The organism is Euzebyella marina, from assembly GCF_014855515.1.
Classification (GTDB): domain Bacteria; phylum Bacteroidota; class Bacteroidia; order Flavobacteriales; family Flavobacteriaceae; genus Euzebyella; species Euzebyella marina.
This window is the reverse complement of record NZ_JACYFK010000006.1, coordinates 92006-117084: the sequence shown is the minus strand read 5'-3', so window position 1 is coordinate 117084 and position 25079 is coordinate 92006. Positions and strand designations below refer to the sequence as shown.

Annotated in this window: 29 protein-coding genes; 11 read left to right on the top strand and 18 right to left on the bottom strand. The window is 40.5% G+C overall.

What is annotated here, in order from left to right:
• Positions 1–162 precede the first annotated feature (162 nt).
• From queA to IL356_RS18985, 6 genes are all read left to right on the top strand, one after another.
• A complete protein-coding gene (gene queA, locus IL356_RS19010) occupies positions 163–1212 on the top strand; it encodes a tRNA preQ1(34) S-adenosylmethionine ribosyltransferase-isomerase QueA (RefSeq protein ID WP_121847917.1) in 1050 nt (349 codons plus the stop codon).
• 103 nt (positions 1213–1315) lie between these two features.
• Positions 1316–2356 carry a 23S rRNA (adenine(2503)-C(2))-methyltransferase RlmN gene (gene rlmN, locus IL356_RS19005; RefSeq protein WP_121847918.1) on the top strand — a complete coding sequence of 347 codons (1041 nt, stop codon included), beginning with the start codon at positions 1316–1318 and terminating at the stop codon, positions 2354–2356.
• Between the two features lie 135 nt (positions 2357–2491).
• The gene (locus tag IL356_RS19000; protein WP_121850618.1) at positions 2492–3469 is read left to right on the top strand and encodes a polyprenyl synthetase family protein; all 978 of its coding nucleotides are present in this window, start codon (positions 2492–2494) and stop codon (positions 3467–3469) included.
• An 89-nt stretch (positions 3470–3558) separates the two neighbouring features.
• Positions 3559–4119, top strand: coding sequence for an RNA polymerase sigma factor (locus IL356_RS18995; protein WP_121847919.1), 561 nt, complete (start codon positions 3559–3561; stop codon positions 4117–4119).
• Positions 4106–4855: a hypothetical protein gene (locus IL356_RS18990; protein ID WP_121847920.1), complete on the top strand. Its 750-nt coding sequence runs from the start codon at positions 4106–4108 to the stop codon at positions 4853–4855. Before IL356_RS18995 ends, IL356_RS18990 begins: the two co-directional genes overlap by 14 nt.
• A gap of 86 nt (positions 4856–4941) precedes the next feature.
• Complete coding sequence (locus IL356_RS18985) at positions 4942–6015, top strand: porin family protein (protein WP_121847921.1); 1074 nt, start codon at positions 4942–4944, stop codon at positions 6013–6015.
• Here the strand turns inward: IL356_RS18985 and IL356_RS18980 are convergent.
• The 3 genes from IL356_RS18980 to IL356_RS18970 all read right to left on the bottom strand — a co-directional run bounded on the left by IL356_RS18980 (position 5986) and on the right by IL356_RS18970 (position 7453).
• Positions 5986–6246 carry a zinc-ribbon domain-containing protein gene (locus tag IL356_RS18980; RefSeq protein WP_121847922.1) on the bottom strand — a complete coding sequence of 87 codons (261 nt, stop codon included), beginning with the start codon at positions 6244–6246 and terminating at the stop codon, positions 5986–5988. The two genes, IL356_RS18985 and IL356_RS18980, sit on opposite strands and share 30 nt — an antisense overlap.
• 100 nt (positions 6247–6346) lie before the next feature.
• Positions 6347–6955, bottom strand: a complete 609-nt coding sequence (locus tag IL356_RS18975; RefSeq protein WP_121847923.1) for an SIMPL domain-containing protein — start codon at positions 6953–6955, stop codon at positions 6347–6349.
• 78 nt (positions 6956–7033) lie between these two features.
• Positions 7034–7453 carry a hypothetical protein gene (locus IL356_RS18970; RefSeq protein ID WP_121847924.1) on the bottom strand — a complete coding sequence of 140 codons (420 nt, stop codon included), beginning with the start codon at positions 7451–7453 and terminating at the stop codon, positions 7034–7036.
• A gap of 223 nt (positions 7454–7676) precedes the next feature.
• Here IL356_RS18970 and IL356_RS18965 point away from each other — a divergent pair, with 223 nt between their 5' ends.
• Together IL356_RS18965 and dnaG are read left to right on the top strand one after the other, a co-directional pair.
• Positions 7677–8948 (top strand): PQQ-dependent sugar dehydrogenase, encoded by a 1272-nt coding sequence (locus tag IL356_RS18965; RefSeq protein ID WP_121847925.1) that lies wholly within the window; start codon positions 7677–7679, stop codon positions 8946–8948.
• 72 nt (positions 8949–9020) lie between these two features.
• Complete coding sequence (dnaG, locus tag IL356_RS18960; RefSeq protein ID WP_121847926.1) at positions 9021–11000, top strand: DNA primase; 1980 nt, start codon at positions 9021–9023, stop codon at positions 10998–11000.
• Between the two features lie 53 nt (positions 11001–11053).
• Here the strand turns inward: dnaG and IL356_RS18955 are convergent, their stop codons facing one another.
• On the bottom strand, positions 11054–11683 hold the full coding sequence (locus tag IL356_RS18955) for a response regulator (RefSeq protein ID WP_121847927.1): 630 nt from the start codon (positions 11681–11683) through the stop codon (positions 11054–11056).
• Between the two features lie 172 nt (positions 11684–11855).
• A complete protein-coding gene (gene nadE / locus IL356_RS18950; RefSeq protein WP_121847928.1) occupies positions 11856–12644 on the bottom strand; it encodes an NAD(+) synthase in 789 nt (262 codons plus the stop codon).
• A 69-nt stretch (positions 12645–12713) separates the two neighbouring features.
• Between nadE and gldB the strand changes: the two genes are divergently transcribed.
• Together gldB and gldC are read left to right on the top strand one after the other, a co-directional pair.
• A complete protein-coding gene (gene gldB / locus IL356_RS18945; RefSeq protein WP_121847929.1) occupies positions 12714–13697 on the top strand; it encodes a gliding motility lipoprotein GldB in 984 nt (327 codons plus the stop codon).
• 2 nt (positions 13698–13699) lie between these two features.
• Entirely contained in the window at positions 13700–14035 is a 336-nt protein-coding gene (gene gldC / locus IL356_RS18940; RefSeq protein WP_121847930.1) for a gliding motility protein GldC, read from the top strand.
• Between the two features lie 63 nt (positions 14036–14098).
• Here gldC and IL356_RS18935 read toward each other — a convergent pair whose 3' ends face one another.
• Both IL356_RS18935 and IL356_RS18930 read right to left on the bottom strand, forming a co-directional pair.
• A complete protein-coding gene (locus tag IL356_RS18935; RefSeq protein ID WP_121847931.1) occupies positions 14099–14674 on the bottom strand; it encodes a c-type cytochrome in 576 nt (191 codons plus the stop codon).
• Positions 14675–14834: 160 nt separating this feature from the next.
• Complete coding sequence (locus IL356_RS18930; protein ID WP_121847932.1) at positions 14835–15278, bottom strand: cupin domain-containing protein; 444 nt, start codon at positions 15276–15278, stop codon at positions 14835–14837.
• 72 nt (positions 15279–15350) lie between these two features.
• Between IL356_RS18930 and IL356_RS18925 the strand changes: the two genes are divergently transcribed.
• Positions 15351–15938 carry a TetR/AcrR family transcriptional regulator gene (locus IL356_RS18925; RefSeq protein WP_121847933.1) on the top strand — a complete coding sequence of 196 codons (588 nt, stop codon included), beginning with the start codon at positions 15351–15353 and terminating at the stop codon, positions 15936–15938.
• Between the two features lie 57 nt (positions 15939–15995).
• On the opposite strand, the gene IL356_RS18920 is transcribed toward IL356_RS18925, so the two are convergent.
• The 11 genes from IL356_RS18920 to IL356_RS18870 form a co-directional block, all read right to left on the bottom strand.
• On the bottom strand, positions 15996–16709 hold the full coding sequence (locus IL356_RS18920) for a pirin family protein (protein WP_121847934.1): 714 nt from the start codon (positions 16707–16709) through the stop codon (positions 15996–15998).
• A gap of 29 nt (positions 16710–16738) precedes the next feature.
• Entirely contained in the window at positions 16739–17020 is a 282-nt protein-coding gene (locus tag IL356_RS18915; RefSeq protein ID WP_121847935.1) for a GNAT family N-acetyltransferase, read from the bottom strand.
• A gap of 10 nt (positions 17021–17030) precedes the next feature.
• Positions 17031–17909, bottom strand: coding sequence for a pirin family protein (locus tag IL356_RS18910; protein ID WP_121847936.1), 879 nt, complete (start codon positions 17907–17909; stop codon positions 17031–17033).
• Between the two features lie 73 nt (positions 17910–17982).
• Positions 17983–18588 (bottom strand): Crp/Fnr family transcriptional regulator, encoded by a 606-nt coding sequence (locus tag IL356_RS18905; RefSeq protein ID WP_121847937.1) that lies wholly within the window; start codon positions 18586–18588, stop codon positions 17983–17985.
• A complete protein-coding gene (locus tag IL356_RS18900; RefSeq protein ID WP_121847938.1) occupies positions 18588–19556 on the bottom strand; it encodes a sugar phosphate isomerase/epimerase family protein in 969 nt (322 codons plus the stop codon). Before IL356_RS18900 ends, IL356_RS18905 begins: the two co-directional genes overlap by 1 nt.
• A gap of 139 nt (positions 19557–19695) precedes the next feature.
• Positions 19696–20268 (bottom strand): sugar O-acetyltransferase, encoded by a 573-nt coding sequence (locus tag IL356_RS18895; protein ID WP_121847939.1) that lies wholly within the window; start codon positions 20266–20268, stop codon positions 19696–19698.
• Between the two features lie 24 nt (positions 20269–20292).
• The gene (locus IL356_RS18890) at positions 20293–20724 is read right to left on the bottom strand and encodes a hypothetical protein (protein WP_121847940.1); all 432 of its coding nucleotides are present in this window, start codon (positions 20722–20724) and stop codon (positions 20293–20295) included.
• Between the two features lie 56 nt (positions 20725–20780).
• Positions 20781–21281 carry a hypothetical protein gene (locus IL356_RS18885; RefSeq protein ID WP_121847941.1) on the bottom strand — a complete coding sequence of 167 codons (501 nt, stop codon included), beginning with the start codon at positions 21279–21281 and terminating at the stop codon, positions 20781–20783.
• Between the two features lie 228 nt (positions 21282–21509).
• On the bottom strand, positions 21510–22034 hold the full coding sequence (locus IL356_RS18880; protein ID WP_121847942.1) for a DinB family protein: 525 nt from the start codon (positions 22032–22034) through the stop codon (positions 21510–21512).
• 112 nt (positions 22035–22146) lie between these two features.
• Positions 22147–23640 (bottom strand): carboxypeptidase regulatory-like domain-containing protein, encoded by a 1494-nt coding sequence (locus IL356_RS18875; protein WP_192466576.1) that lies wholly within the window; start codon positions 23638–23640, stop codon positions 22147–22149.
• 56 nt (positions 23641–23696) lie between these two features.
• Positions 23697–25079, bottom strand: coding sequence for a CsgG/HfaB family protein (locus tag IL356_RS18870; protein ID WP_121847944.1), 1383 nt, complete (start codon positions 25077–25079; stop codon positions 23697–23699).

Genomic DNA, 25079 nt, shown 5'->3' with positions numbered 1-25079 from the left:
TAATTGGCCATTTACTTGACAACGCCCATTCTCGGGTCGTATATTTGCAGCCGCAAAACTTTTAACGAAAAATACTGAGTTGTTAAAATACCAAGGAAACCCGCCATCGACGGATGTTTCTTTGTTACTTATTTTTTCGGTTCAAAACACTTACTATCAGATATGAAATTATCAAACTTCAATTTTGAGCTTCCTAATAATCTGTTGGCCGAATACCCTGCTGAAAATAGGGACGAGTCAAAGCTAATGGTCATTCATCGTGAGACAGGTAAGATTGAGCATAAAATGTTCAAAGACCTGATCAATTATTTTGATGAGGGAGATGTTATGGTATTGAACAATACCAAGGTTTTTCCTGCGAGACTTTACGGTAACAAAGAAAAAACAGGGGCACGTATTGAGGTGTTTCTATTAAGGGAATTGAACGAAGAGCAACGCTTGTGGGACGTATTGGTCGATCCTGCGCGTAAAATAAGAATCGGAAACAAACTTTATTTCGGTGACGACGAGACCTTGGTGGCCGAGGTAATCGACAATACCACTTCTAGAGGTAGAACCCTTCGTTTTCTTTACGATGGTTCTTATCTAGATTTCAGAAGAAAATTGCGCGATTTGGGTCAAACCCCGCTTCCTAAATACATCAAAAGAGATGTTGAGCCTGAGGATGAAGAGCGTTACCAGACCATTTATGCAAAATACGAGGGGGCTGTTGCGGCCCCGACTGCTGGCCTTCACTTTTCAAAGCATTTGTTGAAGCGTCTAGAGATCAAAGGAATCGATTTTGCCGAGGTTACACTTCATGTTGGGTTGGGTACTTTTAACCCTGTTGAGGTTGAAGACCTTTCAAAACATAAAATGGATAGTGAAGAATTGGTCATCGATGAGAAGGCCATCGAAACCGTGAACAAGGCCAAGTCGGGCAAGAAAAAAGTATGTGCCGTGGGTACAACTGTAATGAGAGGCCTTGAAAGTGCAGTTTCTTCAGAGCAGACGTTGAATACGTTTGACGGGTGGACCAACAAGTTCATATTCCCTCCATACGATTTTAGCATCGCCAATTGTATGATTACCAATTTCCATTTGCCAAAATCTACCTTGTTGATGATGGTTTCGGCGTTTATGGGTCATGATTTAATGAAAAAGGCATACAAAGAGGCTATTTTAGAGCAGTATAAGTTCTACTCTTATGGTGATGCCATGTTGATTATATAAAAGTTCAATAATCCGTTCGGGGCTACACTACCGAACGGATGTTTAGAATCCCTTCTTTATCAAGAACAAGAATAGAGAAGGGATTTTTTTGTAGATTCTACTTGTGGAAACAAAAAAGAAAGACATAAGGGCACTTACCAAAGAGCAGCTGCGAACGTTCTTTGTTTCCAATGGCGATAAAGCCTTTAGGGGTAACCAGGTGTATGAATGGCTATGGCAGAAATCTGCCCATTCGTTCGATGAGATGACCAATATTTCTAAGGCCACTCGCGAGATGTTAGAAGAGAACTTCGTGATTAACCATATCAAGGTTGACCAAATGCAACGAAGTAATGACGGCACCATTAAGAATGCCGTTCGTCTTCATGATGATTTGGTAGTTGAGTCGGTACTGATTCCTACGCAAACCAGAACCACCGCCTGTGTTTCGAGTCAGGTGGGGTGTAGCCTTGACTGTAGGTTCTGTGCTACTGCACGCTTAAAACGTATGCGTAACCTAAATCCTGATGAAATTTACGATCAGGTAGTCGCCATAGATAATGAGAGTAGGCTTTATTTTGATCGGCCTTTGAGCAATATCGTTTTTATGGGTATGGGCGAACCGCTGATGAACTATAACAACGTCATCAAGGCCATTGATAAGATAACCTCAAAAGAGGGTTTGGCTATGTCTCCTAGGCGTATAACCGTTTCTACTTCCGGGGTGCCCAAAATGATTAAAAAAATGGCTGATGATGAAGTGAGGTTTAAACTGGCCGTCTCACTACATTCGGCTATCGATGAGGTGAGAACATCGATCATGCCTTTTAATTCTACCTTTCCCTTGGCAGATCTTCGCGATGCCTTGCAATATTGGTATGCCAAGACCAAAAGTAGAATTACCTATGAATATGTGGTTTGGCAGGGAATCAATGATACCCAAAAAGATGTGGATGCCTTGGTCGAATTTTGTCGATTTGCTCCTTCAAAAGTAAACCTGATCGAATACAACCCGATTGATGATGGTGAATTTCAGCAGGCCCCGGAAAAAGCCCTGAAACTTTATATCGATACGCTTGAACGTAATGGAATTACTGTAACCGTTCGCCGTTCACGAGGCAAAGATATTGATGCCGCCTGTGGCCAATTGGCCAACAAACAATAGTTTTTTGGATTGGAATAACGGTTTTAAGAGCTGTGATAGGTAGTTGAGAGTAATGCTGCCTTTTAGAGCGAACTGCAAACTATTTTGCCTAAATTTACGCCTTCCGATTTTGATCGTGAACTAAACCGAACCCGCTTGAAAGTTGTTGCCCAAATAAAAGAACCGGTTAACCAAGAAATGGAACTTTTTGAGACAAAGTTCCGGGAAGCCATGTCCTCAAAAGTGGCACTTCTCAACCGAATTACCTATTACATAGTCAATCGAAAGGGTAAACAAATGCGGCCCATGTTCGTATTTTTGACCGCCAAAATGCTTAGTAACGGCCAAGTGAACGAGCGCACATATCGCGGCGCTTCGGTCATCGAATTGATTCATACGGCCACCTTGGTGCATGACGATGTGGTTGATGAGAGTAGCAAGCGACGGGGGTTCTTTTCGATCAATGCCCTATGGAAAAATAAGATTGCCGTATTGGTGGGTGACTATCTGCTTTCTAAAGGTCTTTTGCTATCTATTGATAACGGTGATTTTGATTTGCTCAAGATAATTTCAGTGGCCGTTCGTGAAATGAGTGAAGGCGAATTGCTTCAGATAGAAAAGGCACGTCGTTTAGATATAACAGAAGACGTCTACTACGAAATTATAAGACAAAAAACGGCGACCTTGATTGCGGCTTGTTGCAGTTTGGGTGCCTGTTCGGTAAAGCCTGATAGTGAAGATGTCGAAGTCTTTCGTGAGTTTGGTGAACTCTGTGGTATGGCCTTTCAGATCAAAGACGACCTTTTTGACTACGGCGAAGAGAAAATAGGCAAACCCACGGGCATCGATATAAAAGAACAAAAAATGACCTTGCCACTGATTTACACCTTGAATAATTGCTCGAAATCTGAAAAAAGGTGGTTGATCAATTCGGTAAAAAATCATAATAAGGATAAGAAAAGGGTCAAAGAGGTAATAGCCTTTGTAAAAAAAGCGGGCGGACTGGATTATGCGGTTCAGAAAATGCTTGAATTCAAAGAACGGGCGCTAAAAATCTTAGAGGGCTATCCCGAATCAGATTACCGCAGTTCTTTAGAGTTAATGGTCAACTATGTGGTCGACCGAAAAAAATAACTTAACATAGAATTTTCAGTTTTTTTCTTCCCAAGGCAACCTTCTCGAAAGTTCCTGCGTCTATCTTTATAGAAGCAATTACTGAAAACTTGAAAATTATTCCATTCTATAACAACGAAAAGCAGCTTATTCGCAAGTCGATTTCAGGAAATCGAAAGGCGCAACAAGCACTTTATGAGCAACATTCCCCTTTGATGCTCAGTGTTTGTAGACGCTATGTAAAAGACTTGCAATTTGCCGAAGATGTCATGGTAATGGGTTTTGTGAAGGTTTTTAAACACTTGCCAGAATATAGGTTTGACGGTAGTTTTGAGGGATGGATGCGAAGAATTATGGTCAATGAGAGCATATCTTTCTTGAGAAAGAGGCAATTCGTCGTTTTTGATACGGCCATGATAACCGATACATCTGAAATTCAACCACTGGAAAACTCGGAAGAAGTGGAGTATATTCAGAATTTGGTTGACGGTTTACCCGATGGGTACCGAGCCGTTTTTATGCTCTACGCGGTAGAAGGATATAAGCACCAGGAAATTTCACAAATGTTGGGCATCTCTGAAAGCACGTCAAAATCGCAGTTGTTCAAGGCTAGAAAATGGCTTCAAGAAAAGTTAGGTCAATATAAGAGTATAGGTTATGAGCGGGAATAAGTTTGATCAAGAAATAAAGGAAAAATTTGAGTCACGAAAAATTCAACCCTCGGCGGGGGCATGGCAGCAGATTGAAAGTCAGTTGAATACTGCTCCGGTCAAAAGAAATCGTCCGTTTGTTTGGGTGTCCGCAGCAGCTGTATTGGTTGGAGTTTCATTGATTTCATTTCTATATTTCAATAGAACCGAAGAATATCAACAACCGGTGGAGCAAATGGTGGTTCAACCAGTAGAAAAATCGGAATCAGAATTGCAGGTTAAAGACTTGAAAGATCAGGTAGAAATGAAAATACCTGAAAAAACCGAAATAGCTAGCACGGGTGATGAGTCGGTTATCAAGTCGGTAGAAAAAGTGGTTAAAAGCAAGCCGAAACTAAAAGATTCCGACAATTTGGCGACTATTCAAGAAGTGAAGTTGAAGCCTGCTGAATCGCTAAACCTTGACAATAATGATAAGCTAATCGATTCGAAAGTAGAAGAACTGGTAGCACAGATAGCTGAGATGGAAGAAGATAAAGTAGCTCTAACTGATGCTGAAGTAGATTCATTGCTTGAACAGGCCAGAGAAGATATTTGGCAATCGAAAGTAAAGGCTGTTAACGGCTCTGTAGATGCCATGGCGCTTTTGGCTGAGGTAGAGACCGAGCTTGACCAAAGCTTTCGTGACCAGCTTTTTGACGTACTCAAACAACGATATTTGCGCGTTAAGACTGCACTGGCAGATAGAAATCAATAACATTTAATAACAACGACTTTCCTATCCCTTCACAATGTTGGGCAGGGTGGGGTTTATTCATCGATCACTAATCAAAATCATCAATCATGAGAACAGTAGGTACATTTTTATTAATCACTTTCCTCTTCCTTTTCGGTCAATACATTGCCGCTCAGGAAGAGGTTTCGGTAAAGGAGAATATCGCAAAGCTTGAAGAAAAAAAGGTAGAAGTAACCAATCTTGAAAAGGAAGCTTTGAAAAAGGAAGTAGAAGATATCAACCAGAAACTGGATAAAGAAGAAATTACATTTGAAAGGGCGCAGACGCTTAAAAAAAATGCTGCTGAAAAGCGGGCCTTGAACATTGAGAACAAGCTGGCCATCATAGATAATCAAATAGCCCTTCTTCAGCGTAACGGTAATTATAACCTCAATTCAGAAACTAGCAGTTTAGAATTGGCCATCGGGGGAAAAGATGAAAGTGGAAACCTGCTGTTCGGTGTTCAATACAAATCGGGAAATGAGAAGAATACCGTTTACGATAGAAGAACTTATGGCGACCCGGTCATTGCTTTCGGCTTGAACAACGCCATCATAGAAGGAACCTCAATAGAAGATACCCCCTATAAAATTGGTGGAAGTAGGTTTTTTGAGATAGGATGGGCGTGGCGAACCAGGGTTTTTAAAAATAGCAATTTTATGCGTTTGCACTATGGTGTTTCGTTTCAGTTCAACGGGTTGAAACCTAAAGACAATGAATATTTCGTGTTGAATAATGGTGTTGCCGAATTGGATGAATTTCCTCAAGAATTGGATAAATCTAAATTTAGAATGGATAACCTGGTGTTTCCTTTGCATTTCGAATTTGGTCCTTCAAAACTCACCCAATCCGAAGATAAAATACGTTATGATATTCACAATCAGTTCAGGGTGGGGCTAGGCGGCTATGCAGGTTTAAATTTAGGTGCCCGCCAGAAACTGAAATATGAATTGGATGGTGAAAATGTAAAGGATAAGATCAAGAGAGACTATAATACCAGCAGTTTTGTTTATGGTTTGAGCGCCTATGCGGGTTTCGATAGTGTGCAGTTGTATTTAAAATATGACCTCAATCCTATTTTTCAAGACGCCCCCGTCGAACAGAGAAACATCTCACTTGGCTTGCGATTCGATTTGGATTAATTGCTGAGACATATCTTCTGAAAATTCTTCTTTGTGAAAGCCTCTTTTGCAGTGCGAGCACTCTGCCATCATATTAGTAGAAATCTTGAAAATTCGAATCCAAAATATATGAAACCAGTTGCTCGTCTTGTAAACTGTTAAAGTACCCTGTTGCTCACAGTAGGGGCAAAAGGTATGAGGTAATGAATGAGAGCGTGTTTTACCGGAACGAGTACCAAAAAAGAGTATCATAATTCGTTTTTTTAAAGGGAATAATTAGAAAAGAGGTAGAACTTAAAGACAACCTTCGGCCAAAGTTGGTTTCTATCAATGGCCGAAGGTTTGTATTCTGTTAAAGTAACTCAAAGGTTACCGAGATGTAGTAATCTTTTGTGTTTTTTAGGTTGCCGTAGTAGAGTGATTCCTGAATCTTTGAAAAGTTGGTATCGCTTATTTCTATGGCCTTTCCTATTTTTCTTCCTACTTTTTCAGCGATGGCAGTGGCTTTTTTCTTGGCGTTCTCGAATGCCTTCTGTGAGTAATTGGCTGCTTGTTCAACATCCATCTCATACTCTAGATTTGATTCTGATCTTGATACCCCAAGAGACTTGATACTCAAGAATTTTTTCATTTCGTCCATAGATTTGGTTCTGAACTCCACCAAGGTTCCTTCCTTTTCGTAGCCAAGAAGGTTATAGGCGAACATATCTTCACTTAATTTACTGGTGGATATTCCGGCCTTTTCCAATTTATCATAATAGCCGCTCTTTACTTCTGATAAGCTGACGGTTTGCGCATCATAATAAACGTTATTGAGGCTGATTATCATTTTGCTGATATACTCGGGGGCCATGGTATATTCATAAATTCCCGAAACGGTTATTTTATTGGCATCAGTTTGTGCCTGTAGGCTTCCTAATGTTAGAATGGTAAGGGCAAGAGAGAAAAATAATCTTTTCATGGTTGTACTTTTTAAGTAGGCCGTTCTGGCCGTTAGTGATTTATTTTATGATAACGATGTGAGAGATTGAATCTTATGCTATACGAATAGAAAGGATGCTATTATCATCCATGCTCCTACAAAGATACCGACCAATCCGATTTTTCCCTGGGCCGGTGCCAATTTTGTTCTTAGTTCGGCTGCCTTTGCTTCGGCTGCATTGCTATTCGATAAAATCAGCTTATTGATCAGACTAGAACCTAATAAGAAACCTAGACTGGCAGCAATAAGGTTGCCCACCAAAAACGTGAACCACCAAATAGGTGCTGAGCTTAACCAATTGAGATTGATGATGGATGAAATAATACCCCAAAGCCCCCAAAAGCAGAATACAAGACCTATCCAGCCTTGGTAAGGTTCTATTTTTGCCAAGAGTTCATCGGCATTTGGTTTTTTTGAAAGCAGTAGTGAGGGTACTGCAATAATACTTAACAGAATGAGTGAAATTCCCCAGATCATAATTTAAAATTTGATGCCACAGATTAATGGCGGTTGAACATTTATGTTTTGATTTCTGGGTACAAAGATGGGTTTAGAGCACTGCGTAGAGTACCCCTTACTTGGTGAAATTGACACCCCTGAAAACAGGGTATCCATTTCTTTCTGTTAAATAATTACTAAACGGGTCTTTTGTCTTGAGCGAGACCTCTTATTGCCTTATTTTGTTTAAAAAGTAATTTCTATGAAAAATAAACTACTATTAGTAATAGCCCTGTTGGCAATTGTAAGTTGTAAACAGGAAAAAAAGGTTGATGAAGAGACCAAAGAAGAATTGGCCGATAATGGTCCTGTAACGGTAGAAACCGGCATCGGTCCGTTAGAGTTGGTAGCACCTTTTACTTCAGAATCGGTAACTAAGCAAAGTAAAGTAATCGGTTGGGAAGAGGGAAAGACTCCGGTCGCTCCCGATGGTTTTAAAGTAACCAAGTTTGCCGAAGAGCTGAAGCATCCGAGATGGACGTACATTGCCCCCAATAACGATATTTTCGTAGCCGAGGCAGATACTAAAAATAGTGCTGACCAAATCACATTGTTGAGAGATACCAATAACGATGGTACGGTGGAAGAAAGGCATGTGTTCGCCGAAGGGCTCAATCAGAATTTTGGAATGCTCGTTCTGAACGGATTCTTTTATGTGGCCAATACAGATGGTCTTTATCGATACCCATATAAAGAAGGTCAAAACAAATTAGAGGGCGAGGGTGAGAAAATTGTAGAGCTGTCTGCCAGTGGCTATAATAATCACTGGACTCGTAATATCATCACTAATGATGACGGAAGCAAAATCTACATCTCTGTAGGTTCGGCAAGTAATGTCGGGGAACAGGGTATGGATACCGAAGAGCGTAGAGCCAATATTTTAGAAGTAAACCCTGATGGAAGCGGCGAAATAATTTATGGGGCCGGAATTAGAAATCCGGTCGGTATGGACTGGAACCCGGTAACCGGAGACTTATGGACAGCCGTAAACGAAAGGGATGATATAGGTAATGATTTGGTTCCCGATTACGTCACAAGTGTTCAGAAAGAAGGTTGGTATGGCTGGCCTTATAGCTATTACGGCCAGATAAACGACCCCCGATGGGAAGATGACCCACACCAAGATTTAGTAGACAAGGCAATAGTACCAGATGTGCCGGTAGGAAGCCATACGGCGTCATTGGGGCTAGAGTTTTATACCGCTGACCAATTTCCTGCCAAATTTAAAAATGGTGCATTTGTGGGTCAACATGGCTCTTGGAACCGGGCGGTTTTTGCAGGTTACAAGGTTGTTTTTATTCCATTCTCTAACGGAAAACCGCAGAAGCCACAAGATTTCTTGACAGGGTTCATTGCCGATGAAGAAGCAGGAGAGGTTTATGGTCGCCCCGTGTGTGTTGCGACAGCGCCTGACGGTTCTCTTTTGGTAAATGACGATGACAGCGGCATTATTTGGCGTGTAACCGCCGAGTAGCGTATCTCATAGATTATAGATTTACACTGGAATAGTGCCTATATTTGGGCACTATTTCTTTTTTGTCACGATTTGATTTCTAAAACCACCATAGACCAAGTTTTTGAGACTGCCCGTTTAGAGGAAGTAATCGGTGATTTTGTACAGTTAAAAAAATCCGGTTCAAACTTTAAGGGGCTAAGCCCTTTTACCGATGAGCGTACCCCTAGTTTCATGGTATCGCCGGTAAAACAGATATGGAAGGACTTTAGTAGTGGTAAAGGGGGTAATGTCGTAGCCTTCTTAATGGAGCACGAACATTTCAGTTATCCCGAGGCAATTAAGTATCTGGCAAAAAAATACAATATTGAAGTTGAGGAGACCCAACGCACCGATGAACAAAAGCAAGAGGCCAATGAGCGTGAAAGCATGTACCTCGTATCGGAATTTGCCCAAAAACATTTTGCTGAAATGTTATGGGAAACAGAGCTGGGTAAGGCCATAGGTCTCACCTACTTCAAAGAGCGCGGCTTCAATCATGACACGATTAAGAAGTTTGGTCTTGGGTATTGTCTGGATCAGTGGGACGGTTTTACCAAATCGGCACTAGATCAAGGCTATAAATTGGAGTATCTTGAGAAAACGGGTTTGACCATAGTAAAAGAGAACCCTCAAAACGCGAACGACCCGAAGAAGTTTGACCGGTTCAAAGCGCGGGTCATGTTTCCTATTCACTCCATGAGCGGTAGAGTACTCGGTTTTGGCGGACGAATTTTAAAAAATGACAAGAAGGCCGCCAAATATCAGAATTCCCCTGAAAGTGAAATATATCATAAGAGTAAGGTTCTATATGGTATTTACTATGCGAAGCAGGCCATTGCCAAAGAAGATAATTGCTTCTTAGTAGAGGGGTATACCGATGTTATCCAGTTTCACCAGCGGGGAATCGAAAATGTAGTATCATCTAGTGGAACGGCCCTAACGCCCGAGCAAATTCGGTTGATCAACAGGCTGACCAAAAATATAACGGTTCTTTTTGATGGGGATGCCGCCGGATTACGGGCTTCTTTAAGAGGTATCGATTTGATATTGGAACAGGGTATGAACGTGAAGGTGTGTTCGTTTCCCGAAGGAGAAGATCCCGATAGTTTTGCCAAAAATAATGAGCTAGAAGAAATAGAAAGTTATCTCTCTGAAAATGCGAAAGATTTCATTCAGTTCAAGGCTAATCTGCTGGCAAAAGAAGCAGCGAACGATCCTATAAAAAGAGCTGATACCGTCAGGGATATCGTTAATAGTATTTCTAAAATTCCTGATGGGATCAAACGTGAAATCTACATTCAGGAATGTGCGGGAATCATGAATGTATCGGAGGGAGTACTTTTTAGTACCTTGGCCCAGATAACGAAAAAAGGTAGGTCGGAAGCCGCCAAAAGTAACGAGCCCGAGCAAAAGGCCTTTGAAGTGGTCAAAAATGAGGCCACTGTTGAAAAGGTAGATGTGCAGTACGAGCTTGAGCGTAAGATTATAGAAATTTTATTGTTGTACGGTGGCGAAACGGAAGAGTTCGAAGATTTGGAATTGAAGGAAAGCGAAGAGGGTGATTTAATACTTGAACCTATTTCTATTGAGGCCAAAGTATTCGAAAAAATATTCTTAGATCTTCAAGACGATGAAATTGAGCTGGCCAATGATAACTTCAGAAAGATATATTACAAACTTATTGAGGCATTGAACCAGACCGAAGAATTTAAATTAAGCGGGTTTTTGGCATCTCAAGACCAAGATATAGTTTCTGAGATTTCATCGATTATGATGGAAGAGGAAAAATACATTTTACACAATTGGGAGCGAAAAGACATTTTTCCGAAAGATAAGAAGTTAGGGGTCGCACAATTGACAAGTGAGACCATATTGACCTTACGCTGCTTTTTGATCAAAAAAAGAATGCTTGCATTGCAAGATGGTACCAAAGAAAGTACGGCCGATCATCGTGAGACCCTTGAAGAGATTATGAATTATCTGCACCTAAATAAGCTGTTGAACAAAAAGCTGAACAGGGTACTCTCATAAAACAAAAAGGCCCGAACATTAGTTCGGGCCTTTTTGTTTTATTCCAGCTTATATTAGTAAAGCTCCAACGCTTTTGCCTGTTGTAAAAGATCTACCATATTGTCAACGTTCAATTTTTTCATTAAACGTGCTTTATAGGTACTCACCGTTTTTTCGTTAAGGTTAAGACCGATGGCAACGTCTTTGTTTCGTTTTCCACTGGCCAATAGTTTTAAAACCTCTACCTCACGGGTCGAAAGCTTTCTAAAGAACCTTCTTGGTTTTTGAGTGCCTTCATCAAATGCCAATCGCTGGGCAAGTTCATTTGTGATGAACATATTGCCTTCGCTAACTTTTCTCACGGCAGAGATGATGTAGTCGATGTCAGATGCTTTCGAAAGGTAGCCGAACGCTCCTGCCCTGATAGTACTTAAAGCATAAACATCTTCCGATTGTCCGCTGTACATAAGTACTTTTACATCTGGGTTTTCTTTCTTCAATTTTCTTAGGGTGGCGATTCCGTTGATTTCCGGAATATCCATTTCCAGCATTATTACATCGGGGGTTACTTTTTCCAATTTTTCAAAGAGCTCGGAAGTGGTTGAGGCTGTTTCTACTACTTCAAAACCATTAGCAGCTTCCAGAACACTCGTTACTCCCATCCTTACAATTGGGTGATTGTCCGCAATTAATACTTTAATCATTTTGTTTTTTTATTCTAGATAATAAACTTTTGGTTAGGGCGTGGGAAAAAATACTGACACGCAAAATAAGCTTTATAAATCTAATTTCTGGGTCAAATGTCATATTTTTTTCACAAAAACGGCCCGAATTATGAATATATTCGTTTAGTTTACACCTATTTAGGTCAAATTGCTATTTCAACTCGTCAGGAATTTCGCAGACAGGTATCGGAAGCATTTTATGTTTATTGGCCGTATTAAAATCTATAAAGATACGAAATACTTCTCTTTCACGACCAGAAAAATCGTTTTCGCTTTTTCCTTGTTCCTGCATGGCCATGGCCCACTCTAGCTCTGGGTACGAAGCTCCTATCTGATCTTCATCGGTTCGGTCATCTCCCCACAGTCCGTCGGTCGGGGCAGCTTTAATGATCTCTTCGTTCACGCCCAGGTGTTTGGCTATTTCGTAGACTTCGGTTTTTAAAAGGTCAGCAATTGGACTTAGGTCAACCCCGCCATCACCGTACTTTGTATAGAACCCAACGCCAAAATCTTCTACTTTATTACCTGTGCCTGCCACCAAATAGCCTTTGAGAGCGGCAAAATAGTAGAGAGTGGTCATTCTTAAACGGGCCCGAGTATTGGCAAGAGACATAAAACGTTCTTCTTCATTGTCAACGGGTGGCAATGAGGCCACCAAACTGTCGAATACCGGTGTAAGGTTGACCGGTTGTCTATTGACATTCGAAAAGTTAGCCTGTAACCAATCAATATGGTCAGATGCTCTTGATACTTGGTTCTCTGCCTGATGAATTGGCATCTCAAGACACAGAAGGTCTAAACCTGTTTTGGCGCAGAGGGTTGAAGTAACCGCTGAATCTATTCCTCCGGAAACCCCGATTACAAATCCTTTGATGCCGGCATTTTGGGCGTAGCTTTTTAACCAATTAACAATATGGTCCGTTACCTTTTCTGTTTGCATAAGATGTTGTTTTAGAGAGATCCGTTAACTTTGACCGTTAAAATTAATGTGTACCGACTAAATAATAAAATGTATCAGAAAATACTTAGGGCCGTGAAGGGCATTTTTATGATATTGCTGATTTCATTGGCGTTTTATGGCTGTAATGATACGGATAAGGTTGAGGAGGAGATTGCAAAAATACAAGTTGAACTTGACGTAGACAGGTTTGATAGAGCGTTTGCACAAGCCAAACCGTTAGATATTCCTTTACTAAAGAAAGCTTATCCTTACTTGTTTCCCGCGCAATACAATGACAGTATTTGGGTCGCTAAACTACAGGATACTCTTCAAGTAGAACTTTTGAATGAGGTAAATGATGAATTCAAAGATTTTGAAAATGAGCGCGATGAATTGGAGAACTTTTTTCGACATGTGAAATATTACTTTCCGCAATTTAATGTGCCGAAGGTGGTAACCTTGACCTCTGATGTGCAGTATGAAAATCGTATTATAATGACCGATAGTCTGCTGCTGATAGGCCTCGACAATTATTTGGGTAAAGACCATAACTTCTACAGAGATATTCAGAACTATATTAAAACAGGGCTGAGCAAAGAGTATTTAGTAAGTGATGTTGCCAGCGCCTTTGCCAAGCAAGTAGTGCCCAAACCCAGCGATAGAACTTTTCTGGCAAGAATCGTTTATTATGGCAAAGAGCTTTATTTGAAAGACATGTTGATACCCAAGTCTGAAGATTATGAAAGAATCGGGTATTCAAAAGAAAAAATGACCTGGGCCAATGCCAATGAAGAATCTATCTGGAGAAATTTTATTGAAAACGAATATTTATACAGTACCGACAACAAGCTTTCCAGAAGATTTCTCGACCCGGCACCTTTTTCTAAATTCGGTTTAGAACTGGATAATGAATCTCCGGGCAGAATAGGGCGGTATATCGGCTGGCAAATCGTGCGGTCTTTTATGAACAATAATTCTGTTTCACTTCAGCAGATGCTTAGCCTACCGGCCGATGAAATATTTAAAAAATCAAATTATAAACCTGCAAAATAAGAATGGCAAAACTGCATACATCTGAAATTACGCTAAAGGTAGCGTTAGACGAAAACCGCGTTCCTGAAAAACTTTCATGGTCGGCTCAAGATGGGGGCATCAATAATGAAGAGGCAAAGGCGATGTTGCTTTCGGTATGGGATAGTAAAAACCAAGAATCTTTGAAAATTGATTTATGGACGAAAGATATGCCCGTTGATGAAATGAAAATATTCTTTCATCAGACCCTGGTTTCTTTGTCCGATACTTTTATGAAAGCTACGCAAGACGAGAAAATGACAGCGACCATGAAGGATTTCTGCGATTATTTTGCAGAGAAACTAGAGCTGAAAAAATGACTATTTAAAGGAGAAAATAAAAAACGACCGGTTCTTCCGGTCGTTTTTTATTGTAGGTTGATTTTATGAAGATGGTGGTCGATAGGCCGGAACCACGTTTTCTTTTGCGGGTATTGTTTTTAAATAGTTGAAGATGGCCTCAATATCTTCATCAGAAAGGTAGGCATAGTGTTTCGGCATCGGCGGCATTATAGGCCGAGCGGTTTCTAGGCCTTTATACTTACCGTCTCTCAGGGCTTTCGTAAATTGTTGTAAAGACCAATTTCCTATACCGGTTTCATGCGGTGTTAGATTTGCGGCATAACTAGTACCCCACGGTCCAACAGCGGCCGTGAGATCACCAGCAAAAAGCACCCATGGTCCCATAGGTACATTATCAGGTACAGGAGGCAATGGTTGGGAGGCATCAAACCCCATTAAAAATCTGTCCATATCGTGAACAGGGCCTTGAGCCGTCATTTTTTTGGGAGTGTGGCAATCGGTACAACCAAGCACATCTACCATATATTTTCCATGGTCTAATTGTGCTTGAACCTGTTCTTGCTCATCAATGGGCGAAGTAGTTTCTTTAGGCTGCTCTTTACAGGAGATTGATAGAATTAGGATCAGAAAGTAAAGTTTGTAAGATAGCTTTTTCATGATGGATGGTATTTAAAGTTGACTAGTTTACCGCTCTGATGAATCTTCAATAAATAATTATATTCATTGATTTACGGCATGCGAAGGGGAAGGTAATCTCGTAAACCGGTAAAGGGGGGAAGTTGAATCTGGTCGCTATTGCAGCGACAAGAGACAATGATTATTGGGGTACAGCTGGAATATGCATATCAAAATTTTCAGCCTCTGCCAATACCTGTTGAATGGTTTCTGGTTGAACCGATTTTTCCAAAGCATTTTCCTGTTCATATTGAACCCCAAATTTTTCAAAGAAATTCAAGAAGCCTTTAGGGCTGTGAATGCTAACGAACTTGCAAGGTACATTGCCTTTGTTGGCGAACGTATGAAGCACCCCTGGTGGAATATCTAAAGATTCGCCCGTCTTCAAAGTTTGATGATGACCATCGACAAAAAACTCCATTTCTCCCTCGATTATAAAAAAGGCTTCTTTGTATTCATGGTGCAAGTGGGGTGGAGGCCCTTGCGATTTGGGCGGAGTTTGAATGATGGCCAAATCGTAATCACCGCTGGTTGGGTGCAGGGTTACTTCTTGACCCAATACCCATAATTTCTTTAATTTTTCCATTTTATGAGAATTTTGTCTCACAATAATAAAAATTAATTTTTAGCATTCAAAATTTTATAAGACATTTGTCTCATGAGTAATGAGCATTTAAATTCCGGTAGAAAAGCGCAAAAACTTCAAACACGTAAGAAGATATTGAAGGCCGCCAACAACTTGGTAAAAAACAACCAAGCATTGAATATGGACGCTGTCGCCCACGAAGCGGGAATTTCGAGAGCTACCATTTATCGGTACTACTCGAATACCGAAGATATAGCTACTGAACTTATATTGCAATTGAACGTTCCAGATGCCGAAAAATTAAATTCGGGCCTTAAGGGAACTAACCTTACCGATGCAATGAAAAGTATACAGAATGCTTACCTAGATTTTATTTTCAAGAATGAAAACCCTTCTAAAAAGTTTTTAGGAGCCGTTCTTTCATCTTCCGATACCAAACTGGAAAGAGGGCAAAACAGGATTACATCTATTAGTAAGTTCTTAAATTCCGATGATATTAAGATGAGTGGTGAAGAAAAGAAGAAATTAAGTGTAATCGCTACGTTGTTGATGGGAATTGAGGCTGTTTTGGTCACGAAAGATGTTTGCGGGCTCGATAACAAAGAATCCAGAGAAACCCTCAATTGGGCCATGGAGAGAATTTTAGAAGGTTATCAATAATAAAGAAGGCGACCTTTTATAGGTCGCCTTCTTTATTAGAACTACGTATTCGGTGTACTAGTTTGCCAAAGGAACTTCCATTAGCAATACCTTGCTTTTCTCGTCAAACGTGAAATCTACTTTGTCAACTTCCCATAAGGCTAGTCCGTCTCTGCGCTCAAGTGACACATCCGAAGCCTTTACCGAGCCCTCTAAAATAAAAACATATAGCCCGTTATTGTTATTTTTTAAAGTGTATTTGGCCGTTTCCCCTTTATCAAAATCACCCAAATGAAACCAAGCGTCTTGATGGATCCATACTCCGTCGTCATCAGAATTGGGCGAAACTATTTGATGAAAATTATTTAAAGTGTCTTCTTTATCTAGCGTAATCTGGTCGTATCGAGGGGTGACGTTCACTTTGTTGGGTATCACCCAAATTTGTAGAAACTTCACCAATTGATTTTGATTTTTGTTCTTTTCGCTATGTTGAATACCAGAACCGGCACTCATCACCTGAATGTCTCCTTGTTTGATAACAGCGGTATTACCCATACTGTCTTTATGCTCTAAATCGCCTTCTAACGGAATGGAAATAATTTCCATATTGCTATGGCCATGCGTACCAAAACCCATGCCCGCCGAAACTTCATCATCGTTCAATACTCTCAACACACCGAAATTCATACGTTCGGGGTCATGGTAGTTAGCAAAACTAAAAGTGTGGTGTGTATTAAGCCAGCCATGATCGGCATGGCCCCTGCTAACTGCTTTATGTAATATCGTTTTCATTTTTGTTCTTTTTAATTATTCTTACCATTTTAAGAAAGTACATCTCTGATTTCTTCCGTTTTGTCAAAAACACTTTTGGCATATGGGCATAAAGGAAGAATCTTTATTTTTTCTGCCCGGGCGAAGTTGACCGCTTCCATGACCAAACTTTTTCCTGCCCCTTGACCTCTCAAACTGTCGTCTACTTCGGTATGGTCAATAATAATTTTATTGGCTCCAGCCCAAACGTAGGTCATTTCGGCCAATCTTTTGGCTTCATCTTTTATAAAGAAAGCGCCCTTTTTACCATCATCTTCGTGTTGTAAATTCATGTCTTAATTTTTAGTCTTCTAAATATCCGAATTTGCCAAGATTGAAATCTTCAATAGCCTGAACCAATTCTTCTTTTGTATTCATAACAAAGGGGCCTTGGGCCGCAATTGGCTCTTCAATAGGTTCTCCACTTAGAATCAAGACCACTGCATTTTCGGTTGCCCTGATATCAAAATCTTCACCGTTATTTTCAAACAGTACAAAATGGTCAGTAGGTACTTTTTCTTCATTATTCACTATTATTTCTCCCTCAATAACCAAAAGGGCCGTATTGTAGTCTTTAGGAAAATTAAATGTTGCCTCACCCCCCTCTTTTAATTTCGCATTAAACAGATGCATTGGGGTGAAGGTACTGGCACTACCATTTGTATGGCCGTATTGCCCTGCAATGACCTCAATATCCCCTAAACCATTTTCCAATGTATGCACATTCATATCTTCACGGTTAAGTGCTTGATATTTAGGAGCCGACATTTTAAATTTAGCAGGAAGATTGACCCATAGCTGAACCATTTGAAATTCGCCCCCTTTTTTCGAGAATTCTTCCTCATGGTACTCTTTGTGCAATACCCCAGAAGCTGCCGTCATCCACTGTACACCGCCTTCTCCTATAACACCGCCACCTCCGGCACTGTCATGATGTGCTACTTTACCCTTATAGGCAATGGTCACGGTTTCGAACCCTCGATGCGGATGCACACCAACCCCCTTGGGCTCTTCGGATGGTGGAAAGTAGAATTTAGAGTTGTAATCCATTAGAATGAATGGACTCATTCGCTCCATGGTTAACCTAAAACTACTGGGTATGAAATTATGTACGCGAAAACCATCACCGACAAAATGGGGTGGTCTGGGGGGAACTACCAATTCTATATTTCTTGTGCTCATGATATTTGATTTTAATTTTAATCAAATTTAGAGGTAACCCATGAGCTGTACATTGATGTATGTTAAGAAAGGGCTAGTTCTTTTTGAAGTTCCTTTTGGCCAAATCTTTTCGAACCCGGCTGAGGCTTTCAGGTGCAATACCTAAATAGGAGGCCACCATCCATTGTGGTACGCGCATTAGAATATCCGGATATAGATGAATGAAGTTCAAATATCTTGTTTCCGCGGAAGCGCCCAGCAATAGTTTTACCCGCTGATTAAGGTGTCTGATATGGTTGTGCAATAAACGCTCATTGAGTTTTCTAAAAGAATGCCCCAACTGCGAAATTCGCTCCATGAAGTTTTGGTCAAGAAGAACGACTGTGCTCTCTTCGATAGCATCGATATAGTAATTTGAAGGCTCGTTGAAATATACACTGCCCCTATCACTTACCAACCAATTTTCTGGGGCGAACTGTAATATGTCAACCTTACCTTTTTCGTTAAGGGCATACATTCGCAAAAGGCCCTTTTCTACAAAAAAGGTGAGTGCACACACCTCACCGGCCCTTAACAAATACTCTTCTTTTTTTACCTTTTTAGTTACAAGACCGTCACATAATTGTTCGATAGAATCTTCTGGTAAACCCCATTGTTCAGTCAGATACTTTTTGAAGTTGGCCAGCGAATGAGAATCCATTAATCCATTTGGTTAAGGGCACCTTGCACGACTGCGTATGTCTTTTCGTAACAGACCTTCATTAGGGTAGGGGCGTCCATCGTATTCCAGTACTCCTTATTAAAAAGCTCTACCGAGAAACCACCTCTAAAGCCGGCTTTAAGAAGTTTTGGTATTACCTCGTCAAAAGGGCAAACCCCTTCACCAGGTAGTACGCGATCGGCATCCGTCAACTGATCGAATGCTGGCGTTGCGGGGTAATCGTTCATGTGAATTACGGGTAATTTGCCGGCATTGATAAGGTCTACCGTATCCCAATCATTGCCTCCACGGTACACATGATAAAAATCAAGAAGCATGGTAGCTTTAGAATGTCCGGTAGCAATCGCAATTTGAGCACAATCTGAAATTTTATGAAGAGCGCCCATTCCCCACAACTCCATTACCGGGGTTACACCTGTTTCATCGCCAAGGTCTAAAATAGCTCGGTACCTTTCGGCGTAGGTGTTAAATTTTGCAGGGTCTATTTTCTCTATTCCTTGAACTGGTGCGGCTATGAATGCTCCTCCCATTTCTTTGGTAATCAGCATTTCTTCTTTCAACTGTGTCATTGCCGATTTTCGTTCATCTTCACTGTCGCTGCACCATTTTGAAAAACCGATTATATTTTCTAGAACAAGACCTCGTGATTCCAGTTTGTTTTTCAACTGTTGGGTAGTGCCCCCATTCTGTAGAAAAGTCTTTATGTCGCTCATCCACATTTCAATTCCATCAAACCCGGCATCTGCCACAAGGTCTATTTGTTTGTCGGCGGGCAGTTTGTAATGCAGTAGAGTAGAACAGTTCATACTAATTCTAACTGGTAATGGCGGACGGTTATTATTGGTGCTTATAGCATTAATGGGGGAGAAGGTCAAGCCTCCCATGGCCAATAGAGAACCTTTTAAAACGTTTCCAAGGGCTTTTCTTCTGGTAATTTGATCTGACATGTAAGTGAATTGAGATTCTAAATTTAACGATTTGAACTATTTAATCTTTGGGAAGTATTATTTGCACAATTACATACATTAAAGTACGGTTGCTGAAGATAGCCAAAAATGGCTAGATGGAGTGGTTTCTTATCTCTTATTAAAGTTCTCTTACGACTTTACAAGGGTTGCCCATAGCCAGCACATTGTCGGGAATGTCTTTAGTAACTACACTACCTGCACCAATCGTTACATTGTTACCTATTGTAACACCCGGAAATACTATCGAATTACCCCCGATCCATACATTATCACCTACTGTAACCGGTTTGGCGGAGGTTACATAATTTGAACCTTTCTCGGTTTCAAGAATACGCTCGGAAGCTTTAAGAGGGTGGGTCGCCGTATAAATCTGTACGTACGGTGCAATCAGTCCGTTCTTGCCAATTGTAATTCTATTGTTGTCTAAAAACATACAATTGGTATTGATAAACGTATTATCACCAATTGAGATGTTCTCACCATAGTCGCAGAAAAAAGGAGTTTCTATCCAAACATCGTTTCCTTTAAAACCCAACAGATCGGCCAATAGACCGTCTCTTTTTTCTAAAAGTTCAGAATCCAATAAGTTGTATTCTTTGATTAACTTTCGCGCCTTATGATACATTGAAAGAAGCTCCGGGTCACGGGAACTGTAGGGTAACCCCTTGAGCATTTTATCTTTTTCGGTCATTTTGGCTTTTTAAAAAAGAGAAGATTATTCAAATTCATCGGTGAACGAATCATCCCAATTAAAGGCGTTCACGATCCAACCCCTGTCGTTCTTGTAAAAGGTGAACTTGAGTCGAATGGCACTATTGGTATAGCGAACCAAATAAGTTTCTCTAATGGCGATATCGCTTATGGTCTCATTTTTGATTTTAACGAAACCGATGGCCTTGCCGAACCGTTGCTCTAGAAGGTTGAGGTATTTGATGGTTTTTTCTTCAATGGCTTCCATCTCATTTTGAGGCATCGGCCAGTAGGGGGTAAGTCGACCAAAGGCCGTTGCAATTTGATTTTCTTGAAACAACGACGCAATGGTTTTTGAAAGATTTTGGGTAGCACTTACGTCTCTAAGATATTCTTCTTGCGCAAAAAGCCCCATGCTTCCCAATGAAAAAATGGCTGTGAGTAACTTTTTTTTCATGATTAATTGTTTGTTCTTGAAGCTTAAAGACTATCGGTTTATTGCTGGCGGAAATCCTAATTTTTCAAGTCCTTCATTTTAGAGTACACTTTTTCCTTTCCATTATCTAAAATCCTGAGAAATACGCCCATTGAATCAATCGATTCGCCCATCAAATTGTTTTCGATTACATAGGTCATATCGCCATTGGTGAACGTAAAATGATAACCACCTCCGCTACCTTGCTTTTCTATTTCCCCATCAAGAAGAATCAGATCTGGTTTGTCGATATTAGATTTGGGCTTATTCCAAGCCATATATCTTACTTCGTTGCTTTTAAGGCGATCTACCCTAATGGTGTACTTGTCGTTTTCGCAATGAATCAGGTTGAGCTGTACGGTCGAGTTAAGTTCGGTGGCCCCCACCTTTTCTATCATTTCTTTGCTCTCGGCCTCTAGCTCTTTTTCCTTTTTAGCCAGTTCTTCCTCCTTTTGAATCAATTCTTTTTCCCGAGCGGCATTTTTACAGGAAAAAAGGCCCATCAGCATCACAATACCTATGGTGACTAATTTTTTCATTTGATAGTAGCGCATAGCCACCAAAATTCTCTCTTGCCGGAGCACGAATACAGAATTATTGCTCCGTTGATATTGGTGGCAAAATTTGGTGGTAAGATACTAAAAAAGTTGGCCGAGCGGTGTGGTATTCGGTAATAAAGAAATAATACGGGTATGATTTCCGTTACCTGTTATTGATTATTGTCGACCCTTCGGAGAACGATTTTATATGGGAGCAGAAGCAAGTACTTATTTTTTAAGTATGCCCAAATAGCTGATCCAAGGCCCTACTTCATTTTTGTGCTGAAAAGCCATAACGCGGGATATTTGGCCAATATGGCCCAAGTCATGAACGCCCCAAGTCGTAATAAGTTGAGATAATGTGACAGTACCGAATTCGGGATGAATACCGGTCTGTTTCAAATCGCTTTCTGAAAGATGAAACGCCTTTAATTCTTGTAGATTTTGAAATCGTAAGGTTTTGAATTCTTCGAGCATTTCACCAATTTCTCTATCATCCTCTTCGTTGAACTGGGCAAAACGATCAAAAGGCCTAAAGTGTTTGTCATCTGATTTCAATATTATTTTTACCCTCACCAGCCAATCAGTTTTTTCGCCAACAATGAGGTGGCCTAAAACATCATACGGACTCCAAGTTTTCTCCCCCTCATTGTTATATAACCATTCCTCCGAAAGGCCGAATAGAAGATTTTCAAGAACTACAGGAGTACGTTCTAGAATTTCTAGCGTACGGTTCAAATTGAATTGTAACATATGCCTCTCATTAATATCTCTAATTTAATCAATTGGAAAAGTCAATCAAAGGCAAAAAGTTTGTGACCGGGTAGTTTAGATTATAGAGGATTCCATTTTCATTTTGAAAATTTTATTCCCAATTGGGCATAAATGCATCTACAAATAATAATTCCGCTTCTACATCTTCTTCTGATACCCCTATTTGTTTTCGATAGATTCTCTTTTCTGAAAACCCGTCGTTTGAAGTATAGACATAAATAACGTGGCCTTCGTTCGGCGCATATTTAGCATCAAGATTGTTGAAGCCTGATGGTTTTTCAGTATCAATTTCAGTGGTAGTATCGTTGGCAATATTGTACTCGAATATACGACTGTCAAGCTGACGATATTGACTGTTTTCGACCGAAGAAACATCATGCGTGTATAGAATTTTTGTGCCGTCGATAGAATAATCCAAACCGCCATAAGCGCCCAATTCACCCTCTACGATGGTGGCTACCAAAGCAGCATTTGAAGGATTAATAGTTTGAATTTTGACTTCATAGCCCATGGCATTATTACTTTTAATAGCAAGTAAATTGTTTGCCGGATTAGAGGCTACTTCACTTATGAATTCATTTATACCGGTTTCATAGACCAATTGCGTTCCTGAACCATCTAGATTGACGGAGTAAAGCTTGTTAAAGCTAGGATAAAGTATGGCATTGCCATTATTGGACCAAGTGAATTCAAGCTCATTTTGTCTAAAACCTGCAATCGGGATTTCCTTCGTGATCTGAACCTTGTTGCTTCCGTCCAAATTCATGGTGAAGAGATGCGATTCGCCACCTACAGTACTTATATAGGCTATTTTTTCTACCGTTTTATTCGCTTTTGGCCGGAACGAGTTCAGTTCCAAAGAGGTTAGTCGCACTTCGTTTTCATTGACCTCGTTGGCGTCGGATCCGGTAGGTTCTGCTCCTGAAAATATTACATTATTACCGTCGATATTTCGAACATAAGCGAATCTGTTACTTTCCACTCCCCTCAATTGAAAACTGCTAATCTTGCTCTGAACTATTTCCGTAACTTCATCGTTGGCACTTACTTGCCAGAAATAATTGGCCCCGACCGATAGATTGGATACAGTTAACACCGTATCGGTCAAATTCTCAAATAGTTGAATTTCGCCATTGTCGCCGTTTCTTAGTTCTAGTTCATAAAGAATGGTATCAGAATCATTATCCGAAGAAGACCATATAAATTCCACCGGATTTTGTATGTCTTGCGTGCCATCCTCAGGATAGATAAGTTCAGGAACCAAGGGAGTTAGATTTTTCGCTTCGACACTATCCAATTCAAAAACTACGTTTGTCGATTGGTCGCTGAGTATTGAAGCGGGTTCAAAGCTTGTTTGAAAATCGTCTTTTTCAGCTTGAACCGAATAATCGCCCACGGCTATCTGATCAATCGTAAAGTTACCTTCGGCATCTGTAAATACCGTGTTGGATGAAGGGTTGGTTGTAATTTTTACGTTCTCTAATGGTACATTTTGACTGTTGGATACGACCCTGCCCTCTAATTTGCCAAAAGTTGTATCGCCAATGGTTTCTTCTTCGCATGCAACGAAGATGGCTAAGGCCATGAAGAACAAGATGAAACGATGAGTGTATTTGATATTCATTTTATGAGCAGTTTCGTTTATTTAATATTTTTTCCAAACCTCCATTCAAGGCCTATGTTGAAGTTGTAATAGAAATCGTCTCTTACCCCATTGACGACGTTATCAATAGTATCCTTATTGGTATGGTTATTTTCAGCACCTACAAAGAAGGCAAGGTGAGGATTGATATTGTACTTAAGGGCAATACCATATTGGAGATTGAGACCTGAAGTATCTTCGGTCAGTTCTTCTTCCGGGCTATCCAAGTCAAATATACCCCCAACTCCACCATAGATGTAAGGGGTAAGATTGTCTAGTGGCAGTATCGTGTAGCCGATTTGAAAGTTGCTCGAGACGTAGGATTTATTGAAACTTTCCCCACCTGTAAAATAGAGATAATCTCCTTTTAGACCGATATCGAACTTAGGGGAAGCTTTGTAACTGTACTTGATTCCCGCGCCTCCACCAAGGGTTTTTTTAGAAAAATCAGCATTTAATACCGGCCCGTTGCCTGAAATGGCGATACTGTGGTTCATGACACTCTGAGCCTGTTTTCGATTGTACAGTAAGGTATTCTCTTCTTCCCGTTTTCTTTCGTTGTAAAGTGATACCAAGGCTTCGTTCGTTTCGTCGCCATCTTTTGTACTCCATAAGTTATCTTCTATACCCTCGATAATTAGAGACTCTACCGCATTTTCGATGGCATTCTGAATTGCCAATTGTATGGGTTCGTTTTTGGTAATACCTGTTTCTACCTCTAATAACCTTTGGAACTTTACATACTTGAACAAGCTAGCGTCCAACGCTTGGGAAAGTATCGTTTTCGAAACATAAACGGTCTTTAAGATTTTTCCGTTGGATGTAGAAACAGCCCTTAAATAAATAGTTATTCGGTCTTGCCTATATTGTGTTGAACCTCCTGTTCCAAAATATCTGGCACCATAACCGCCGGTGATGATGTTGGAGTCGTATGATATAATGCCTCCTTCCAAAAGAATGCCTGCGTATAATAGGGGAGGTAGGTTCGGCTGGCCGTTATTGTCACCTGTATATTCTTGACGCGTCGACCTTATGATGTTTCTTTCATTAAGAAGATTCGATAGATTTTCTCTTTCTATGGGAGTGAACCATTTCGAGTCTTCCAAGGCCTTGATTAGCATGGTTGTGGCCCCTTGAGGAACAGCTGTGCTAAAAGTGCTGCCGTTTTCTACGCTTTTATATTGGCCGGTTTGGTCTTTAAAATTGTAAACCCCCACTACAACGGGTTCTTCCGGTTGGGGTAGATTTTTAAGAGTTTCGGTTTTAGAGGTCGTTTCTCCTATTCTCGATTGAGAAGGTGCCACGGGTTGGTTGAAGTAGGCACCACAACTTGATAATAGGAACAAAAAACCTAGATATAGGGAACTTTGATAAAATTTCAT

Coding starts and splice junctions, on each gene's coding strand:
- IL356_RS18895 (WP_121847939.1), bottom strand. CDS start 20,268: ATGACCGAAAAAGATAAAATGCTCAAGGGGTTACCCTACAGTTCCCGT.
- IL356_RS18935 (WP_121847931.1), bottom strand. CDS start 14,674: ATGAAAAAGCTATCTTACAAACTTTACTTTCTGATCCTAATTCTATCA.
- IL356_RS18890 (WP_121847940.1), bottom strand. CDS start 20,724: ATGAAAAAAAAGTTACTCACAGCCATTTTTTCATTGGGAAGCATGGGG.
- IL356_RS18955 (WP_121847927.1), bottom strand. CDS start 11,683: ATGATTAAAGTATTAATTGCGGACAATCACCCAATTGTAAGGATGGGA.
- gldB (WP_121847929.1), top strand. CDS start 12,714: ATGTATCAGAAAATACTTAGGGCCGTGAAGGGCATTTTTATGATATTG.
- IL356_RS18870 (WP_121847944.1), bottom strand. CDS start 25,079: ATGAAATTTTATCAAAGTTCCCTATATCTAGGTTTTTTGTTCCTATTA.
- IL356_RS18910 (WP_121847936.1), bottom strand. CDS start 17,909: ATGAGCACAAGAAATATAGAATTGGTAGTTCCCCCCAGACCACCCCAT.
- IL356_RS18990 (WP_121847920.1), top strand. CDS start 4,106: ATGAGCGGGAATAAGTTTGATCAAGAAATAAAGGAAAAATTTGAGTCA.
- nadE (WP_121847928.1), bottom strand. CDS start 12,644: ATGCAAACAGAAAAGGTAACGGACCATATTGTTAATTGGTTAAAAAGC.
- IL356_RS18885 (WP_121847941.1), bottom strand. CDS start 21,281: ATGAAAAAATTAGTCACCATAGGTATTGTGATGCTGATGGGCCTTTTT.
- IL356_RS18975 (WP_121847923.1), bottom strand. CDS start 6,955: ATGAAAAGATTATTTTTCTCTCTTGCCCTTACCATTCTAACATTAGGA.
- IL356_RS18875 (WP_192466576.1), bottom strand. CDS start 23,640: ATGGCCTTAGCCATCTTCGTTGCATGCGAAGAAGAAACCATTGGCGAT.
- IL356_RS18880 (WP_121847942.1), bottom strand. CDS start 22,034: ATGTTACAATTCAATTTGAACCGTACGCTAGAAATTCTAGAACGTACT.
- IL356_RS18900 (WP_121847938.1), bottom strand. CDS start 19,556: ATGTCAGATCAAATTACCAGAAGAAAAGCCCTTGGAAACGTTTTAAAA.
- IL356_RS18925 (WP_121847933.1), top strand. CDS start 15,351: ATGAGTAATGAGCATTTAAATTCCGGTAGAAAAGCGCAAAAACTTCAA.
- IL356_RS18905 (WP_121847937.1), bottom strand. CDS start 18,588: ATGGATTCTCATTCGCTGGCCAACTTCAAAAAGTATCTGACTGAACAA.
- IL356_RS18980 (WP_121847922.1), bottom strand. CDS start 6,246: ATGATACTCTTTTTTGGTACTCGTTCCGGTAAAACACGCTCTCATTCA.
- IL356_RS18965 (WP_121847925.1), top strand. CDS start 7,677: ATGAAAAATAAACTACTATTAGTAATAGCCCTGTTGGCAATTGTAAGT.
- queA (WP_121847917.1), top strand. CDS start 163: ATGAAATTATCAAACTTCAATTTTGAGCTTCCTAATAATCTGTTGGCC.
- IL356_RS18985 (WP_121847921.1), top strand. CDS start 4,942: ATGAGAACAGTAGGTACATTTTTATTAATCACTTTCCTCTTCCTTTTC.
- gldC (WP_121847930.1), top strand. CDS start 13,700: ATGGCAAAACTGCATACATCTGAAATTACGCTAAAGGTAGCGTTAGAC.
- IL356_RS18970 (WP_121847924.1), bottom strand. CDS start 7,453: ATGATCTGGGGAATTTCACTCATTCTGTTAAGTATTATTGCAGTACCC.
- IL356_RS18920 (WP_121847934.1), bottom strand. CDS start 16,709: ATGAAAACGATATTACATAAAGCAGTTAGCAGGGGCCATGCCGATCAT.
- IL356_RS18930 (WP_121847932.1), bottom strand. CDS start 15,278: ATGGAAAAATTAAAGAAATTATGGGTATTGGGTCAAGAAGTAACCCTG.
- IL356_RS18915 (WP_121847935.1), bottom strand. CDS start 17,020: ATGAATTTACAACACGAAGATGATGGTAAAAAGGGCGCTTTCTTTATA.